Source organism: Pseudomonas sp. S09G 359 (assembly GCF_002843605.1).
Taxonomy (GTDB): Bacteria; Pseudomonadota; Gammaproteobacteria; order Pseudomonadales; family Pseudomonadaceae; genus Aquipseudomonas.
This window is the reverse complement of sequence record NZ_CP025263.1, coordinates 5,972,527-5,988,970: the sequence shown is the minus strand read 5'-3', so window position 1 is coordinate 5,988,970 and position 16,444 is coordinate 5,972,527. Positions and strand designations below refer to the sequence as shown.

At 61.3% G+C, this 16,444-nt stretch carries 15 protein-coding genes; 5 read left to right on the top strand and 10 right to left on the bottom strand.

The features are described 5' to 3' along the window. Window positions 1-38: 38 nt before the first annotated feature. On the bottom strand, window positions 39-2,645 hold the full coding sequence (gene leuS / locus CXQ82_RS27480; protein WP_101273150.1) for a leucine--tRNA ligase: 2,607 nt from the start codon (window positions 2,643-2,645) through the stop codon (window positions 39-41). A 262-nt stretch (window positions 2,646-2,907) separates the two neighbouring features. Here leuS and CXQ82_RS27475 point away from each other — a divergent pair, with 262 nt between their 5' ends. Both CXQ82_RS27475 and CXQ82_RS27470 read left to right on the top strand, forming a co-directional pair. Then, window positions 2,908-3,225 carry a hypothetical protein gene (locus CXQ82_RS27475; protein ID WP_101273149.1) on the top strand — a complete coding sequence of 106 codons (318 nt, stop codon included), beginning with the start codon at window positions 2,908-2,910 and terminating at the stop codon, window positions 3,223-3,225. Between the two features lie 99 nt (window positions 3,226-3,324). Beyond that, window positions 3,325-4,086, top strand: coding sequence for a YdcF family protein (locus tag CXQ82_RS27470; RefSeq protein WP_101273148.1), 762 nt, complete (start codon window positions 3,325-3,327; stop codon window positions 4,084-4,086). A 121-nt stretch (window positions 4,087-4,207) separates the two neighbouring features. On the opposite strand, the gene lnt is transcribed toward CXQ82_RS27470, so the two are convergent. The 5 genes from lnt to miaB all read right to left on the bottom strand — a co-directional run bounded on the left by lnt (window position 4,208) and on the right by miaB (window position 9,636). Continuing rightward, window positions 4,208-5,731, bottom strand: a complete 1,524-nt coding sequence (lnt, locus tag CXQ82_RS27465) for an apolipoprotein N-acyltransferase (RefSeq protein WP_101273147.1) — start codon at window positions 5,729-5,731, stop codon at window positions 4,208-4,210. Between the two features lie 8 nt (window positions 5,732-5,739). Beyond that, the gene (locus CXQ82_RS27460; protein WP_005791724.1) at window positions 5,740-6,579 is read right to left on the bottom strand and encodes an HlyC/CorC family transporter; all 840 of its coding nucleotides are present in this window, start codon (window positions 6,577-6,579) and stop codon (window positions 5,740-5,742) included. Between the two features lie 42 nt (window positions 6,580-6,621). Then, entirely contained in the window at window positions 6,622-7,080 is a 459-nt protein-coding gene (gene ybeY, locus CXQ82_RS27455) for an rRNA maturation RNase YbeY (protein ID WP_101273146.1), read from the bottom strand. Beyond that, window positions 7,073-8,077, bottom strand: a complete 1,005-nt coding sequence (locus CXQ82_RS27450) for a PhoH family protein (RefSeq protein ID WP_101273145.1) — start codon at window positions 8,075-8,077, stop codon at window positions 7,073-7,075. Before CXQ82_RS27450 ends, ybeY begins: the two co-directional genes overlap by 8 nt. Before the next feature lie 230 nt (window positions 8,078-8,307). Then, on the bottom strand, window positions 8,308-9,636 hold the full coding sequence (gene miaB / locus CXQ82_RS27445; protein ID WP_101273144.1) for a tRNA (N6-isopentenyl adenosine(37)-C2)-methylthiotransferase MiaB: 1,329 nt from the start codon (window positions 9,634-9,636) through the stop codon (window positions 8,308-8,310). Window positions 9,637-9,767: 131 nt separating this feature from the next. Between miaB and CXQ82_RS27440 the strand changes: the two genes are divergently transcribed. Then, window positions 9,768-10,094, top strand: a complete 327-nt coding sequence (locus CXQ82_RS27440) for a DUF1820 family protein (protein ID WP_101273143.1) — start codon at window positions 9,768-9,770, stop codon at window positions 10,092-10,094. Window positions 10,095-10,205: 111 nt separating this feature from the next. Here the strand turns inward: CXQ82_RS27440 and CXQ82_RS27435 are convergent, their stop codons facing one another. The 4 genes from CXQ82_RS27435 to CXQ82_RS27420 form a co-directional block, all read right to left on the bottom strand. Continuing rightward, window positions 10,206-10,760, bottom strand: a complete 555-nt coding sequence (locus tag CXQ82_RS27435) for a tetratricopeptide repeat protein (RefSeq protein ID WP_101273142.1) — start codon at window positions 10,758-10,760, stop codon at window positions 10,206-10,208. Window positions 10,761-10,987: 227 nt separating this feature from the next. Continuing rightward, window positions 10,988-12,271, bottom strand: coding sequence for a glutamate-1-semialdehyde 2,1-aminomutase (gene hemL, locus CXQ82_RS27430; protein WP_101273141.1), 1,284 nt, complete (start codon window positions 12,269-12,271; stop codon window positions 10,988-10,990). Window positions 12,272-12,282: 11 nt separating this feature from the next. Beyond that, window positions 12,283-12,912 (bottom strand): thiamine phosphate synthase, encoded by a 630-nt coding sequence (gene thiE / locus CXQ82_RS27425; RefSeq protein ID WP_101273140.1) that lies wholly within the window; start codon window positions 12,910-12,912, stop codon window positions 12,283-12,285. A gap of 23 nt (window positions 12,913-12,935) precedes the next feature. Beyond that, window positions 12,936-13,733 (bottom strand): hydroxymethylpyrimidine/phosphomethylpyrimidine kinase, encoded by a 798-nt coding sequence (locus tag CXQ82_RS27420; protein WP_101273139.1) that lies wholly within the window; start codon window positions 13,731-13,733, stop codon window positions 12,936-12,938. Between CXQ82_RS27420 and CXQ82_RS31355 the strand changes: the two genes are divergently transcribed. Both CXQ82_RS31355 and CXQ82_RS27415 read left to right on the top strand, forming a co-directional pair. After that, window positions 13,732-13,986, top strand: coding sequence for a hypothetical protein (locus CXQ82_RS31355; protein WP_157832198.1), 255 nt, complete (start codon window positions 13,732-13,734; stop codon window positions 13,984-13,986). The two genes, CXQ82_RS27420 and CXQ82_RS31355, sit on opposite strands and share 2 nt — an antisense overlap. 24 nt (window positions 13,987-14,010) lie before the next feature. Further along, window positions 14,011-16,401 (top strand): hybrid sensor histidine kinase/response regulator, encoded by a 2,391-nt coding sequence (locus CXQ82_RS27415; protein ID WP_101273138.1) that lies wholly within the window; start codon window positions 14,011-14,013, stop codon window positions 16,399-16,401. The last annotated feature ends 43 nt before the right edge of the window (window positions 16,402-16,444 follow it).

Sequence of the window (16,444 nt, the reverse complement as noted above, 5' to 3'; positions counted from 1 at the left end):
TTGTTCGGCGCAAGGCTCAAGCCCTGCGCCCGATCCGATTAGCTAGCGACGATATTGACCAGTTTGCCAGGCACCACGATCACTTTGCGGATCGTCAGGCCTTCGGTAAAGCGCAGCACGTTCTCGTTGACGCGTGCGGCGGCTTCCACTTCTTCACGGCTGGCGGTAGCGGGCATGTCGATCTGGCCACGCAGTTTACCGTTGACCTGAATCACCAGTTGCAGCGTGTCCTGTACCAGCGCGCTGTCATCCTGCACCGGCCAGCGCGCGTCGATGACGGCGTCGCTGTGACCCAGGCGGTTCCACAGGTCGTGGCTGATGTGCGGCGTGATCGGGGCCAGCAGCAGGGTGACCGTTTCCAGGCCTTCCTGTACCAGCGCGCGATCCTGCTCGGTGGCTTGCGGGGCTTTTTCCAGCACGTTCATCAGCGTCATCACCTGGGCGATGGCGGTGTTGAATTTGTGGTTCTGGCCCACGTCCTGGCTGGCTTGCTTGATGGCCAGGTGGGTGCTGCGGCGAATCAGTTTCTGTTCGTCGCTCAGCGAGGCTACGTCCAGCTTGGCCGGCAGACCCTGGCTGACATGCGCATGCGCCAGGCGCCAGACGCGCTTGAGGAAGCGGTGCGAGCCTTCGACGCCGGAGTCGGACCATTCGGCGCTCATGTCGGGCGGCGAGGCGAACATCATGAACAGGCGGCAGGTGTCTGCGCCGAACTGGTCGATCATCGACTGTGGGTCGACGCCGTTGTTCTTGGACTTGGCCATCTTCTCGGTGCCGCCGATTTCCACCGGCAGGCCGTCGGATTTCAACTTGGCGCTGATCACCTTGGCTTTACTGTCGCGCTCAAGCTCGACGTCCGCCGGGTTGAACCAGGTGTAGGCACCGTTGGCTTCGCGGCGATAGTAAGTCTCGGCGATCACCATGCCTTGGGTCAGCAGGTTCTTGAACGGCTCGTCGGAACTGACCAGGCCTTCATCGCGCATCAGCTTGTGGAAGAAGCGCGCGTACAGCAGGTGCAGGATCGCGTGTTCGATACCGCCGATGTACTGGTCCACCGGCAACCAGTGGTCGGCGGCGGATTTTTCTACCAGGCCGCCTTCATAGTGCGGCGAGGCGTAGCGGGCGTAGTACCACGAGGACTCGACGAAGGTGTCCATGGTGTCGGTTTCACGCTTGGCCGGCGCGCCGCATTTCGGGCAGCTGCATTCGTAGAACTCGGGCATGCGCGCCAGCGGCGAACCGGCGCCGTCCGGCACCACGTCTTCGGGCAGTACGACCGGCAGTTGCTCTTCCGGCACCGGCACGTCACCGCAGGTTTCGCAGTGGATGATCGGGATCGGGCAGCCCCAGTAGCGCTGGCGGCTGATGCCCCAGTCGCGCAGGCGGAACTGGGTGCGCGAGGCACCGAGGTTTTTCTTGATCAGGGCAACTTCGATAGCGTCGAACGCACCGGCGAAGTCCAGGCCGTCAAACTCGCCGGAGTTGATCAGCTCGCCGTGTTCACCATAGGCGTCCTGCCACGGAGCCGGGTTGGTATCACCCGAGCTGGTGCGCACTACGCTCTTGATCGGCAGGTTGTACTTGGTGGCGAATTCGAAGTCGCGCTCGTCATGAGCCGGCACAGCCATTACTGCGCCATCGCCGTAATGCATCAACACGTAGTTGGCGACCCACACTGGCAGCTTCTCGCCCGTCAGTGGGTGCTCGACGAACAGGCCAGTCGGCAGGCCTTTTTTCTCCTGGGTGGCGACGTCGGCTTCGGCCACGCTGCCGCCTTTGCATTCGGCGATGAACGCCTGCAGTTCAGGGTTGTTCTGCGCCGCTTGGGTGGCCAGCGGGTGTTCGGCGGCCACGGCGACGTAAGTCGCGCCCATCAGGGTGTCCGGACGGGTGGTGAATACTTTGAGTGCGCCGGTTTCGCCGATGGAGTCGACGTTGTACGGGAACTGCACTTCCATGCCCTTGGACTTGCCGATCCAGTTGCGCTGCATGGTCTTGACCTGTTCAGGCCAGCCCGGCAGGTCGTCGAGGCTCGACAGAAGTTCATCCGCGTAGGCGGTGATCTTGAAGTAGTACATCGGGATCTGGCGCTTTTCGATCACCGCGCCGGAACGCCAGCCGCGACCGTCGATCACCTGCTCGTTGGCCAGGACGGTCTGGTCGATCGGGTCCCAGTTCACGGTGCCGTTCTTGCGGTAGATCACGCCTTTTTCGAACAGGCGGGTGAACAGCCATTGTTCCCAGCGGTAGTAGTCCGGCTTGCAGGTGGTCACTTCGCGGGACCAGTCCACCGCCAGGCCCAGGCTGCGCAGCTGGGTCTTCATGTAGGCGATGTTTTCGTAGGTCCACTTGGCGGGTGCCACGTTGTTTTTCATCGCGGCGTTTTCCGCCGGCATGCCGAACGCGTCCCAACCCATGGGTTGCAGGACGTTCTTGCCGAGCATGCGCTGGTAGCGCGAAATCACATCGCCGATGGTGTAGTTGCGCACGTGCCCCATGTGTAGCTTGCCGCTGGGGTAAGGGAACATCGATAGGCAGTAGTAAGTCTCCTTGCCTGGCTGTTCACTGACTTCAAAGGACTTTTGCTCGTCCCAGAAGGTTTGGGCGGCATTTTCGATTTCACGGGGCTGATATTGTTCGTGCATGGCTACTTTTGAACTGAATAGGGGTGGCCTAATCCTCTTCGGTGCAACGTTCAGGTTGATCGACACCAAAAAGCGGCGCGTCCGTGCCCAAACCCTGCGGGAAGTGGAGTTACAGGAAGCGCCGTAGCATACATGACCCCACTCTATCGAGGGAAACCCTGATTGCGCGGGCAAGGCCGTCTGTCGCGGCACCAGGCAGGTGCAGCCATGGGGGCTACGCTGTTTATTGGGGAGTGAGTCTTATCTTCAATGAGGTGAGGGGATGGTTGAATCGCAGCGAATCGCAACGAAACCGGATATCTACGAAGGACTGATCGACCGATTGGGTCGTGCATTGGATGCAGCGAGGACAGCGGGCCGATTGCGTGATGAACGGCCTGTGGAGTTGGAACTGCGTGGTTTGAGCCGCGCGGAGCTGGAACTGATCAAGGCTTATCTGGAGCGAAATGGGCGCAGTGCGCCTCTTTGGGTGGCAACCCCGCCAGCCAAAGAGCCTACGCACTCAGCCAAGGTGGTGTGGCTCAAGGATGTGTTGGCCGGTCGTGGCCCGGAAAAGCGCCGGGCCGCCCGCTACAAGTAATTCACTGCCCCTCTGTATGCACTGCCGCGCCATGTCACCGTAAGGATTGTGGCTAAACCCCGTTACACCTTAGGCTTCGGGCATCTATGGAGATGCCCGATGCCTATTCGTTATTTCATCAAACAACTGCTCTTGCCGCCCGGCATTCTTTTGCTGCTGTTGGCCCTTGCCTGGTGGTTTCGTCGCAGCCGCCCACGCTTGGCCGGTTGCTGCTTTGCCCTGGGGCTGGGCGGTATGTGGCTGATCAGCCTGCCGGTGATGGTGGAGTGGGGCGCAAAGGCGCTGGAAACGCAGCCGCCGCTGGCCCGTGAAGACTGGGCAACCCTGGCCCAGCGTGCCGATGCCATCGTGGTGCTGGGCTCGGGGCGCGAGCGCGGTGACCCAGCCTGGGGCACCGACCAACCGACCGGCATTGGCCTGGAGCGCCAGCGCTATGCCGCACGACTGGCCAAGGCTTCCGGGTTGCCGGTGCTGACCACCGGCGGCCTGCATTACGACACGCCGCCCAGCGAGGCGGAATTGATGGCCGTGTCGATGCAGGATGACTTCGGCGTGACGGTGCGCTGGAAGGAAGAGCGCAGCCGCACCACTTGGGAAAATGCGCAGATGAGCGCCGAGATCCTGCTGCCCGAGGGCATCAAGCGTGTGGTGGTGGTGACTCAGGCTTGGCATATGCCGCGTTCGGTGTGGAGCTTTGAGAAGGCCGGCTTTACGGTGGTGCCGGCGCCCGTGGGGTTCCTGGGCGTGGATAACGCCCGGCCACTGGGTGGCTGGCTGCCGGAATTCAAGTCGGTGTGGCAGAGCGGGCAGTTGATCAATGAGGCGGTGGGGCAGGTGGGGTATCGGGTGTTTTATAGGTAGCGACGCAAATCAAATGTGGGAGCGGGCTTGCTCGCGAATGCGGTTTATCAGCCACTGCACCTCTGACTGATCTACCGCATTCGCGAGCAAGCCCGCTCCCACATTATTTTGTGTTTCGCCTTTAGACCGTCTTGGCCATGCGGCCCGCTAACAGCGCCCAGCCGAACAACACCAGACACACAATGATCAACGGCCACGAACGCCATTGCAGATAGGGCGTGAGGTTATGCATGGGCACCACTTCGCCGTACAAGATCCCACGCTCGAACTGCGGGATCTGCACGGTGATCTGCCCAAACGGATTGATCAATCCGGTCACGCCGTTGTTGGTGGCGCGGATCATCCAGCGGCCGGCTTCCAGTGCGCGCATCTGTGCCATTTGCAGGTGCTGCAAGGGGCCGATGGAGCGGCCGAACCAGGTGTCATTGCTGATGGTCAGCAGCAGGTCACTCTGGGCCGAGAGGCCGGCGGCGAATTCCGGGTAGACCACTTCATAGCAAATGAATGGCGCGATCTGATAGCCCTTGGCCTGCAACATCGCCTGGTCGGCGGGGCCGCGGGCGAAGTCCGACATCGGCAGGTCGAAGAAAGCAATCAGCCCGCGCAGCATGTCTTGCAGCGGCACATATTCGCCAAAAGGCACCAGCTTCTGCTTGAGGTAGGTACCGTCGCCTTCGCCGACCACGGTGATGCCGTTGAAGTAGCGTTTCTGGTGGTGCACTTCCTGGCGGATCGGTACGCCGGTGATCAGCGCGGTGTGCCGGTCGGCGGCGAACTTGCCCATCATCCCCAGGTAGCCCTCGACGGACTCCTTGAGCACCGGCACAGCGGTTTCCGGCCACACCAGCAGGTCAACCGGTTTGGAGCTGAAGCTCATGTCGCGGTACAGCGCGAGCTGCGCGTTGAGCTGCTCCGGGTCCCACTTCATGCTTTGTTCGACATTACCCTGGATCGCCGCCACGCTCAGCGGCGCGCCGGAAGGTGTGGTCCAGGCGTGGTGCTTGAGCGCCAGGCCGATGGCCCACGGTGCTACCAGCAATACCAGGCCTGCGCCGATAAAGGCGTTGCGCTTGCTCGCCAGCAGGCGTGGCAGGTTGCACAGCAGGGCTGCCGTGAGGGCCAGGGCAAACGAGATCAGCCACATGCCGCCCACGGGCGCCAGGCCGGTGAGGGGGCCGTCGAGCTGGCTGTAGCCGGAATACAGCCATGGGAAACCGGTGAGGAACCAGCCGCGAAAGGCTTCCTGGCCGACCCACAACGCAGCAAAGGTCAGGGCATCCGCCAGCGGCGCTTCGTTGCGACGCAACCAGCGCGCCCACAGCCAGGCGGGCAGGGCAAAGAACCAGGCGATGGCGGCTGTGAACAGCAGCATCAAAAAGCCAGCCAGCAGCACCGAAGCGCCGCCGAAGTGGTGGATGCTGTAGTAGATCCAGCTGGTGCCGGCGCCAAACAAGCCGAAACCGAAACACCAGCCACGGCCCAGGGCCTGGCGTGGTGTCAGTTCCCGCAGACCCACGTAGAACACGCCGACCGCGACCAGCGCAAACGGCCACAGGTCGAACGGCGCCAGCGCCAGGGTGGTGATGGCGCCGGCCACCACGGCCAGCAGATTACCGGGCCAGCCGGGTGCGGTGAGACGGCGCATGTCAGTCCTTAACGGGCAATAGGGGTCAAGCGGATCAAGTGGATACGACGGCTATCGGCATTCAGGATGCGGAAGCGGTACGCGCCAATCTCAGTGGTTTCGTTACGTTTTGGCAGATGCCCGAACGCACTCATCACCAGGCCGCCGACGGTGTCGAACTCATCGTCGGAGAATTCGCTGTCGAAGAACTCGTTGAAGTTCTCGATCGGCGTCAGTGCCTTGACCAGGAAATCACCGCTGGGCAGCGGCTTGATGTAGCTGTCTTCCTCGACGTCGTGCTCGTCTTCGATGTCGCCGACGATCTGTTCCAGCACATCTTCGATGGTCACCAGGCCCGCAACGCCGCCGTATTCGTCGATCACAATGGCCATGTGATTGTGGTTGGCGCGGAACTCGCGCAGCAGCACATTCAGGCGCTTGGATTCAGGTACGAAGGTGGCCGGACGCAGCAGGTCCTTGATGTTGAAGCTGTCGCCGTTCTCCTTGAGGATCAGCGGCAGCAAGTCCTTGGCCAGCAGGACACCCATGACGTCGTCATGGCTTTCACCGATCACCGGGTAGCGCGAGTGCGCCGAGTCGATCACGGCCGGGAGGAATTCCCGTGGGGTCTGGGTCGCCTTGATGCTGATCATCTGCGAGCGCGGGACCATGATGTCCCGAACCTGCAGGTCAGCCACCTGGATGGCGCCCTCGACGATGGCCAGCGCTTCGCTGTCCAGCAACTTGTTCTGATGGGCCTCGCGCAGCAGCTCCAGCAGCTCCTGGCGGTTTTTCGGCTCGTGGGCAAAAGCCTGGGTCAGTTTACCCAGCCATGACTTCTGCCCGTTGCTCGATCGGTCTTCGCTCATAGCGATTACTCTGAATCCTTTGTCGTTACAGTTAGATGAATTTCAAGCTTCGTCGTCGGCATACGGGTCCGGGTGACCCAATTCTGCAAGCAACGTTTGTTCCAGTGTTTCCATCTCTTCGGCTTCGTCATCGTCTATATGGTCGTAACCCAAGAGATGCAAGCAGCCGTGGATGACCAGGTGGGCCCAGTGAGCCTCAAGGGCCTTGCCTTGTTCCTTCGCCTCGCGCTCAACGACCTCGACGCAGATCACCAGGTCGCCCAGCAGGGGGATATCCAGTAACTCGTCGGGTACGTCGGCGGGAAACGACAGCACGTTGGTCGCGTAGTCCTTCTGGCGCCAGGTGCGGTTCAGTTCGCGGCCTTCGGGCTCGTCCACCAGACGGATGGTCAGTTCCGAGTCGGCGGTGCGCTGGCGTAGGGCCAGGGCACACCATTGGCGGAACTGTTCTTCGCTGGGGGCGGGCGCTTCGGTGGCCAGCTGCAGATCAAGCTCAAGCATCGCGGCGGGCGTCCTTTGACAGTCCGTCATCGCGGTGTTCGAAGCGCTCATAGGCCTCGACAATGCGTTGCACCAGCGGGTGGCGCACTACGTCCTTGGGCGAGAAGTGCGTGAAACTGATACCCGGCACGTCTTTGAGCACTTCAATCACATGGCTCAAGCCCGACTTGGTGCCCTTGGGCAGGTCAACCTGGGTAATGTCGCCGGTGATAATGGCCGTGGAGCCAAACCCGATGCGGGTAAGGAACATCTTCATCTGCTCGACTGTAGTGTTCTGGCTTTCGTCGAGGATGATGAAACTGTTGCTCAAGGTGCGGCCGCGCATGTAAGCCAGCGGGGCGATCTCGATCACCTGGCGCTCGATCAGCTTGGCCACGTACTCGAAGCCGAGCATCTCGTACAGCGCGTCGTAGAGCGGGCGCAGGTACGGGTCGATCTTCTGGGCCAGGTCGCCGGGCAGGAAACCAAGCTTCTCGCCGGCTTCAACCGCTGGGCGCACCAGCAGGATGCGGCGTACTTGCTCGCGTTCCAGGGCGTCGACCGCACAGGCCACGGCCAGGTAGGTCTTGCCGGTACCGGCCGGGCCGATGCCGAAATTGATGTCGTTGCCGAGGATTGCCTTGACGTACTTCTGCTGATTCAAGCCCTTTGGGCGAATCATGCCTTTTTTGGTACGCAGGGCCACGCTGGCCTCGGCCACGGGATTGTTGGCCAGGTCTTCCACGGCGGATTCCTGCAAGTACAGGTGCACCGTTTCCGGCGACAGCTCACTACCCTTGGTTTCGCGGTAGAGGCGGCGCAGCAGATTTTCGGCAGACGTGGTGTGCTGGGGTTCACCAATCAGCTCGAACTGATTGCCGCGGTTGCGGATCTCGATGCTCAGGCGTTGTTCGATCAGGCGCAGGTGCTCGTCGAACTGCCCGCACAGATTGGCGAAACGGCGAGCCTCAAACGGCTCGAGGATAAAACGATGGGGTTCTGCTATGGGTGCGTTCAAGGTTGCTTTTAGCCGCCCTTTGGCTGTGAAAGTGAAATAGAGAATAACGCCAGTGACCGGTGTGCGAAAGCACTTACGTCATCGGAATGTTGCACGGTTCAAATGTGGGAGGGGGCTAGCCCCCGATGGCGGAGTCTCAGAAGCAGGTGGGCCATCTGATCCAATGCCATCGGGGCAAGTCGAATCGTCGCACCGCCCCTCCCACATGTTGAGCGGTGGTGATTTGACTATTATTGAATCAGCGACCCGCGCAACGAATGCGGTTGCGCCGCATCAATGTGCACATCGGCAAACTGGCCGATCAGGGTCGGATTATCGCAACGGAAGTTTACGATTCGGTTGTTCTCGGTACGGCCCTGCAATTCGCCTGGGTCTTTTTTCGAGTAGTCGGTTACCAGGATGCGCTGGGTCGACCCGACCATTTGTCGGCTGATCTCAAAACCCTGTTGGTTCAAACGGTGCTGCAGGGCGTTGAGGCGCTCTTTTTTCAGCGCTTCCGGGGTTTCGTCCAGCAGGTCGGCGGCCGGGGTGCCGGGGCGCTGGCTGTAGACGAATGAGTAGGAGAAGTCGAAGCCGACGTCTTCGATCAGCTTCATGGTTTGCTGGAAGTCTTTCTCGGTCTCGCCCGGGAAGCCGACGATAAAGTCCGAACTGATGCAGATACCCGGCACCGCCGCGCGCAATTTACGCAGTTTGGATTTGTATTCCAGCGCGGTGTGGTTGCGCTTCATTGCCGACAAAATACGGTCGGAACCCGACTGCACCGGCAAATGCAGGTGTTTGACCAGCTCCGGCACTTCGGCGTGGGCCTGGATCAGGCTGTCGGAAAACTCCAGCGGGTGCGAGGTGGTGTAGCGAATTCGCTCGATGCCATCCACGGCGGCCACCACGCGAATCAGCTCCGCCAGGTCGGCCAGGCGCCCGTCGTCGGTGAGGCCGCGATAACCATTGACGTTCTGGCCCAGCAGGGTCACTTCACGCACGCCGTTTTCGGCAAGGTGGATGATTTCCGACAGCACATCGTCAAACGGCCGGCTGACTTCTTCACCACGGGTGTAGGGCACCACACAGAACGTGCAGTACTTGCTGCAGCCTTCCATCACCGACACATAGGCGCTCGGGCCGTCGATACGCGGCTCGGGCAAATGGTCGAATTTTTCGATTTCCGGGAACGAGACGTCGACCTGCGGCAGCTTGGTAAAGCGCGCGGCGTCGATCATTTCCGGCAGGCGGTGCAGGGTTTGCGGGCCGAAGACCACGTCGACATAGGGCGCGCGGTCGCGGATCGCGGCGCCTTCCTGGCTGGCCACGCAACCGCCGACAGCGATCACCATGTCCGGGTTGGCCAGTTTCAATTCGCGCCAGCGGCCCAGCTGCGAATACACACGGTCCTGGGCCCGTTCGCGGATCGAGCAGGTATTGAGCAGGATTACGTCGGCATCTTCGGCGCGGGCGGTGACTTCCAGGGCCTGGTGTTCACCCAGCAGGTCGACCATGCGCGAGCTGTCGTACTCGTTCATCTGGCAACCGTGGGTTTCGATATAAAGCTTCTTGGCCATGGGAATCGTCAACTGGTGGTAAAGAACCGCGCATTATAGGGGGCATGTCCATTGGTTCCTAGCGTTGTGCATCGGGTGCCATGCTATAGTTCGCGCCCTCTTTTATATCCCCAATGTGTTATTCGCCCACCATGACCAAACGTGAAGCTCCAATCTATAAGGTGATTTTCCTTAACCAGGGCCAGGTGTTCGAAATGTACGCCAAGCAGATCTATCAAAGTGATCTGTGGGGTTTCCTGGAAGTGGAAGAGTTCGTCTTTGGCGAGCGCACGCAACTGGTCGTAGACCCGGGCGAAGAGAAGCTCAAGGCGCAGTTCGAGGGTGTGGTGCGCAGTTTTGTGCCGATGCATTCGATTGTGCGCATCGATGAAGTCGAGCGCCTGGGCACGCCGAAGATCAGCGAAGCGCGTGGCACCAGCAATGTGATGCCGTTTCCGGTGCCGATGCCTGAGAAGTAGGGCTTTAGACCGAGTTGCGCCCATCGCAGGCAAGCCAGCTCCCACATTTGGAGTGCATTCTCCTGTGGGAGCTGGCTTGCCTGCGATAGCGGTAGAAGGGGTTAGCTGAAATCAGGGCAGGGGTGAGAAGGGCGAGCGCCCGTCGGCACTCTGCAATTCCTGCAGGTAATTGCGGAAAATCTGGCCCAGCACCTGGGTGGCTACTTCCAACTCATCGCGCTGCATGTGCTCGGCGACTTCGTCAGCGGTGTCCAGCGCGTCTTCGGCGCCGTTGACCGCGGCCATTTTCAGCACGATATACGCCTGAACGTTATTGGCCGGCACGCCTTCGCCCTTGAAGAACATGGTGCCCAGTTCAAATTGCGCCTGGGCGTGACCCTGCAGCGAGGCTTTCTCGAAGTAGCTCAAGGCTTTATTGAGGTCGCGAGCGGGGTTCTTGCTGTCGTGGAAGTACTCGCCCAACTCGTATTGCGCCTGCGCATCCCCGCCGTCTGCCTGTTTCTGGCACGCGCTCAGGGCTTCGGCCTGGCTGTCTGGCTGGGTATTGAGGGTGCAACGACCCATCGCTGGGATTAACAACGAGTTGCCGCCTGCTTGTGCATGTGCCAGCAGCGGCTGAAGGAGCAACAGGCAGCCCAGAACCAGGGTGCGGCCGGTGCGTTTCATGGGAATCGACTTACCTCTGACGGGGCACGCGGACCCTCGGGGGATCCAATAAGCGCGCATTATGAAATAAGCAGGCCTCTGCTTACAAAGTCTTTACTCGTTTTTCTGCTGGTTGGGCAAGTTATCTGCCGAATTGCAGGTAAATTCTCGACAGAAATAAGGAAATCTCTGTAAGCAAAGTAGCAAATCTGACGCTGCCCAGGGCAACGTCAGACTTTTACGCCTACTTACTTCAAGGCCGCGAAGGCGCGCTCGGCGGCATCCAGTGTCAGTTTCAACTCGGTTTCGCCATGGGCGATCGAGGTGAAGCCGGCTTCAAAGGCACTCGGCGCCAGGTACACGCCGCCTTCCAGCATCAGGTGGAAGAAGCGTTTGAACAGATCGGCGTCGCTACCCATTACATCATCAAAGGTGACGATATCGTCGGCGCCGCTGAAGTACAGGCCGAACATGCCGCCCGCTTGTGTGGTTACAAACGGAATGCCGGCCGCATCGGCGCGCTGTTGCAGGCCATCCAGCAGGCGGGTGGTGTAGTCGGTCAGCTCGGCGTGGAAGCCCGGGCGGCTGATCAGGCGCAGGGTGGTCAGGCCGGCCGCCATGGCCAATGGGTTACCCGACAGCGTGCCTGCCTGGTACACCGGGCCCAGCGGCGCAATGTGTTGCATGATTTCGCGCTTGCCGCCGAAGCAACCGACCGGCATGCCACCGCCGATGATCTTGCCGAAGGTGCTCAGGTCCGGCGTTACGCCGTAGTACGCCTGGGCGCCACCGAGGGCCACGCGGAAACCGGTCATCACTTCGTCAAAAATCAGCACCACGCCGTGCTTGTCGCACTGCTCGCGCAGGCCTTCGAGAAAGCCCGGCGCCGGCGGTACGCAGTTCATGTTGCCGGCCACCGGCTCAACGATGATGCACGCCACGTCCTGGCCCACTTCATTGAGCATCTGCTCGACAGCGGCGATGTCGTTGAACGGCAGTGTCAGGGTGTGCTTGGCGAATGCCGCTGGCACACCGGCCGAGCTTGGCACGCCCTGGGTCAGCAGGCCGGAGCCGGCTTTTACCAGCAGGCTGTCGGAGTGGCCGTGGTAGCAGCCTTCGAATTTGATGATGCTGTCGCGGCCGGTGAAACCCCGGGCCAGGCGGATCGCGCTCATGGTGGCTTCGGTGCCGGAGCTGACCATGCGCACCATTTCCATCGACGGCACGATAGAGCACACCAGGTCGGCCATCTCGGTTTCCATGGCGGTCGGCGCACCGTAGGACAAACCGTGTTGCAGTTGCTGGCGCACGGCGTCGAGCACGTCCGGGTGGCTGTGGCCGAGGATCATCGGGCCCCAGGAACCTACGTAGTCAACGTAGCGCTTGTCATCTTCGTCGGTGACGTAGGCGCCTTCGGCATGCTTGAAGAACAACGGCGTGCCGCCCACGCTCTTGAACGCACGCACGGGGGAGTTCACACCGCCGGGGATGTGTTTCTGGGCATTGGCAAACAGGGTTTCGGAACGGGACATGATCGGGCTCTCTAAACTGAATATTTAAGAAGATCGTTGAACGCGCGGGCGCGGCGCGTGACTTCCTGGGTACTGTCGGCGCCGAACAGGCCGTGCACCACGGCCAGCAGGTCGGCACCGTGGGCCACCAGTGGGGCGGCGTTCTCCAGGGTGACGCCGCCGATCACGCAGATCGGCAGGTGCAGGCGCTTGCGGGCTTCGGCCAGCATTTCTAGGGTGGCCGCCGGGGCGCCGGGCTTGGTGTTGGAATTGAAGAAGCGGCCAAAGGCGACGTAGCTGGCGCCTTCTTTCGCGGCCTGCTCGGCCAGTTCGATCTGGCTGTGGCAGGTGGCGCCGATAATGGCTTTGGAACCCAGCAGCGCACGCGCCGGGGTCAGCGGGCCGTCGGTTTGGCCCAGGTGCACGCCGACGCCCAGGCGCGCGGCGAGCTCGGCGTCGTCGTTGATGATCAGCCGGGTTTTGTAGCGCGAGCACAGTTCGTGGAGTTTTTCCGCTTCACGCAGGCGCCGGGCTTCATCGCTGCTTTTGTCGCGGTATTGCAGCAGGGTCACGCCACCGTCCAACGCCGCTTCGACGTAGGCGAGGAATTTACCGGCCAACAGTTGGCTGTCGGTGACGGCGTAAAGGCCACGTAGTTTCATCGAGCAGGCCCCTTGGCTTGGTGTTACGAGCAGAAATCCAGCGGCAAACGGCGCGGTACAAACTGGCCCTGCCCGAGTTGTTCGGCGTCACGCAGGGTGCGCCAAGTGTAGTTGAGTGCTGATTGCACGGCGCTGACCAACCCTTCGCCCTGGGCGATGCGACCGGCCAAGGCGCTGGCCAGCGTGCAGCCCGAGCCGTGATAACTGCCGGGCAGGCGCTGGCAGGTAAAGGTTTGCTGCGTGCCGTCGCGGCTGTAAAGGCGGTTGTGCACTTCATGCTCGTCGCCATGGCCGCCAGTGATCAGCAGGTGCTTGATATACGGCAGCAGCTTCGCGGCGCATTCGTCGGCGCTGCCCTCCGGCAATTCGGCGAGGATGCGCGCTTCCGGCAGGTTCGGCGTGGCAATCAGTGATAACGGCAACAACCGCTCGCGCATGGCATAGCCGACTTCGTCCTTGCCCAGGCTGCCACCGCCGCCGGCGCGTAACACCGGGTCGCAGACTACCGGCAGGTGCGGGTGTGCCTGCAGCAGTTCGACCACGGTGTCGACCATGGCGGTGGAGCCGAGCATGCCGAGTTTGACCGCCGCCACTTCGGAGTCGCTGAGCACGGCATTGGCCTGGGCCAGTACCCACTCGCGGTCGAGCACGCGGAAATCGCTGACATTGACGGTGTTCTGCACGGTCAGGGCGGTGACGGCCGGAGCCGCATGGCAGCCCTGGGCGAGCAGCGCTTCAATATCTGCCTGCAAGCCGGCGCCACCACTGGGATCATGGCCGGAGAGACAGAGGACAACAGGGCGAGAGCTGTAGATATTCATGGTGCGCGAGCTTACCACCAAACGCTTTTTGCGTGGCCGTCTGGCGATGGTTGAATTTTATCCCTTGGGTGACACTTTTTTGGCGTTTTGGTGGCTGCAAAAAGCCTCTGAAAGCCGCGTTCTAGAGCCTTTCAAAAAATTATTTCAATGGTGTCCAATGGCCTTTACCGGCTATGCTAGAGTGGATCCAAACCACTTAATGTATCGCCGGTGTACGTCTTCTCAAAAGGAATGGGGGGCTTTTTTGACATGACCGGACAGGCCACGCTGGGGCTCTATGCGCTATTTGCTGATTTTATTGCTATGCGGGCTACCCATGCTAGCCAGCGCCATCGAGTTCAACCCCGACACGCGCAGCCTGCCGCTGGGCCGAGCCATGCAAGTGCTCGAAGACCCGACCGACGCCCTCACCATCGCGCAAGTCAGCTCCCCGACCTACGCCGCCCAGTTCAAGACCCATGACCAAGCCACCCTGAATGCTGGCTACTCACGCTCGGTGTTCTGGCTCAAGGTCGACCTGCATTACACCGCCAAAGACACCCGCGCACCCCGCACCTGGTTTCTGGAACTGGCCTACCCGCCGCTGAACCATCTGGAGATGTACCAGAACGATGGCACCGGCACCTACCGACTGACCACGCGCACCGGCAGCGCCTTGCCGTTTTCCAGCCGCGAGGTGAGCCAGAGCAACTACCTGTTCAAGCTCAACTTTGTGCCGGACCAGCGGCAGACGATCTATCTGCGCCTGCAAAGCCAAGGCTCGATCCAGGCGCCGTTGACGCTCTGGGCCGGCACCGCCTATCTGGAACAGCAGCCGCTGCGCTTGTACGTGCTCGGGGCAATCTATGGCGTATTGCTGGGCATGTTGGTCTACAACCTGTTTATCTACCTGAGCGTGCGCGACACCAGTTACCTCTATTACATCCTCTATATCGCCTCGTTCGGCCTGTACCAGTTGTCGGTCAACGGCGTGGCGGTGGAGTTTTTCTGGCCGAACAACCCGTGGTGGGCGAATGCGGCGGTGCCGTTCCTGATCGGCTCAGCGGCGCTGTTCGGCAGCCTGTTCGCACGTAGCTTCCTGCATACCGCCCAGCACAGTCGCCTGATCAACCGCCTACTGTTGGCGCTGGTGGGCTGCGGCGCGGTGGTGATGTTGTTGTCGCTGATGACCAGCTACGCCCTGGCGCTACGCCTGGCCACGGGCCTGGCGCTGGTGTTTACCGTGACCATCTTCGTCGCGGCCATCAAGGCCTGGTATTGCGGCCAGCGCATGGCGCGCTATTTCATCATCGCCTGGTCGGCGTTCCTGCTGGGCGGGGTGGTGAACACACTGATGGTGCTGGGCTACCTGCCCAATGTGTTCCTCACCATGTACGCCAGCCAGATCGGTTCGGCCATCGAAGTGGCGCTGCTGTCCCTGGCCTTGGCTGACCGCATCAACTCCATGCGCGAGCAGCAGGCGCAGATCCTGTTCGACGCGAGCCAGAAGCTTGAAGTGCTCAACCAGCAACTGGCGCGCAGCAACCGGCTCAAGGATGAGTTCCTCGCCACCCTGACCCACGAGTTGCGCACGCCCATGAACGGGGTGATCGGCTCCCTCGAACTGATGCAAACCGTGCCGCTGGACGACGACCTGGCGCAATACCAGCAGACCGCCGCCGGTTCGGCCCGGGACATGATGCGCATGGTCAATGGCATCCTGACCCTCACCGAGCTGCAAGCCGGGCGTCTCAGTGCCCAGCCCCGGGCGTTCAGCCTGCGCGGTGTGCTCGACACGTTGCGCCAGCAATTCAGCGTTGCCGCCCAAAGCAAAGGCCTGGAATTTTCCATCGACGTGGCGCAGGAACTGCCGGACCGTGTTGTGGGTGACGCCGACAAACTGCTGCAGTGCCTGGATTGCTTGCTGGACAACGCCTTCAAATTCACCCACGAAGGGGCGGTGCGCCTGCGGGTGGTCGGCGTGCCCGACAGCGACGGCAGCCTGCGCCTGAGCTTTATCGTCACCGACACTGGTATCGGCTTTGCTTTTCTCGACGAGGCCACCCTGTACCAACGCTTCTTCCAGCTCGACGGCTCGACCACCCGCGAATATGGCGGCCTGGGCATTGGCCTGGCGATCTGTCGCCAACTCATCGAGTTGCTCGGTGGGCGCCTTACCCATCATTCCGAACCCCGCAAAGGTAGCCGCTTCCAACTCGATGTGGCGGTCAGCCCGGTGCCGCGCGAGCCCAAGCAGGCCGTCGATCGGCAGCGCGCGCCGCAGGATTGCAAGCTGTTGCTGGTGGATGACAACAGCGTCGGCCAACTGGTGGTGCGCGGCATGTTGCTCAAGCTCGGTTACCAGGTGAAAACCGTCGACAGCGGCCCGGCGGCCCTGGCTGCCTTGCAGGGGGGAAACTTCGACGGCGTGTTGATGGATATTCCTGAGGGCGGTTTCTCGTTGTGTTGTCAGATTCGTGCGTTGCCTGGCGGCGCGGAATTGCCGGTGATCGCCCTGGGTTCGTCGCAGAATGTGTCGGAGCGCGAGCACTGTCATGGCATTGGTATCTCCGAGCGGCTGATCAAACCCGTACGTTTCGAGGCATTGCAGGCCGCATTGGAACGGCGTTTATTGGCTCCGGTAGAGGGTGAAAGCGCCGGGCATTCGGCGGGTATGCCACTTTTTTAATACGAATGACGGTGCTTAACTGAAATTTGGGCCCCTTATGACC

Excerpts from the sequence above, each read along its gene's own strand:
- leuS (WP_101273150.1), bottom strand. The coding sequence starts at position 2,645 with ATGCACGAACAATATCAGCCCCGTGAAATCGAAAATGCCGCCCAAACC.
- CXQ82_RS27475 (WP_101273149.1), top strand. The coding sequence starts at position 2,908 with ATGGTTGAATCGCAGCGAATCGCAACGAAACCGGATATCTACGAAGGA.
- CXQ82_RS27470 (WP_101273148.1), top strand. The coding sequence starts at position 3,325 with ATGCCTATTCGTTATTTCATCAAACAACTGCTCTTGCCGCCCGGCATT.
- lnt (WP_101273147.1), bottom strand. The coding sequence starts at position 5,731 with ATGCGCCGTCTCACCGCACCCGGCTGGCCCGGTAATCTGCTGGCCGTG.
- CXQ82_RS27460 (WP_005791724.1), bottom strand. The coding sequence starts at position 6,579 with ATGAGCGAAGACCGATCGAGCAACGGGCAGAAGTCATGGCTGGGTAAA.
- ybeY (WP_101273146.1), bottom strand. The coding sequence starts at position 7,080 with ATGCTTGAGCTTGATCTGCAGCTGGCCACCGAAGCGCCCGCCCCCAGC.
- miaB (WP_101273144.1), bottom strand. The coding sequence starts at position 9,636 with ATGGCCAAGAAGCTTTATATCGAAACCCACGGTTGCCAGATGAACGAG.
- CXQ82_RS27440 (WP_101273143.1), top strand. The coding sequence starts at position 9,768 with ATGACCAAACGTGAAGCTCCAATCTATAAGGTGATTTTCCTTAACCAG.
- CXQ82_RS27435 (WP_101273142.1), bottom strand. The coding sequence starts at position 10,760 with ATGAAACGCACCGGCCGCACCCTGGTTCTGGGCTGCCTGTTGCTCCTT.
- hemL (WP_101273141.1), bottom strand. The coding sequence starts at position 12,271 with ATGTCCCGTTCCGAAACCCTGTTTGCCAATGCCCAGAAACACATCCCC.
- thiE (WP_101273140.1), bottom strand. The coding sequence starts at position 12,912 with ATGAAACTACGTGGCCTTTACGCCGTCACCGACAGCCAACTGTTGGCC.
- CXQ82_RS31355 (WP_157832198.1), top strand. The coding sequence starts at position 13,732 with ATGGTGCGCGAGCTTACCACCAAACGCTTTTTGCGTGGCCGTCTGGCG.
- CXQ82_RS27420 (WP_101273139.1), bottom strand. The coding sequence starts at position 13,733 with ATGAATATCTACAGCTCTCGCCCTGTTGTCCTCTGTCTCTCCGGCCAT.
- CXQ82_RS27415 (WP_101273138.1), top strand. The coding sequence starts at position 14,011 with ATGCGCTATTTGCTGATTTTATTGCTATGCGGGCTACCCATGCTAGCC.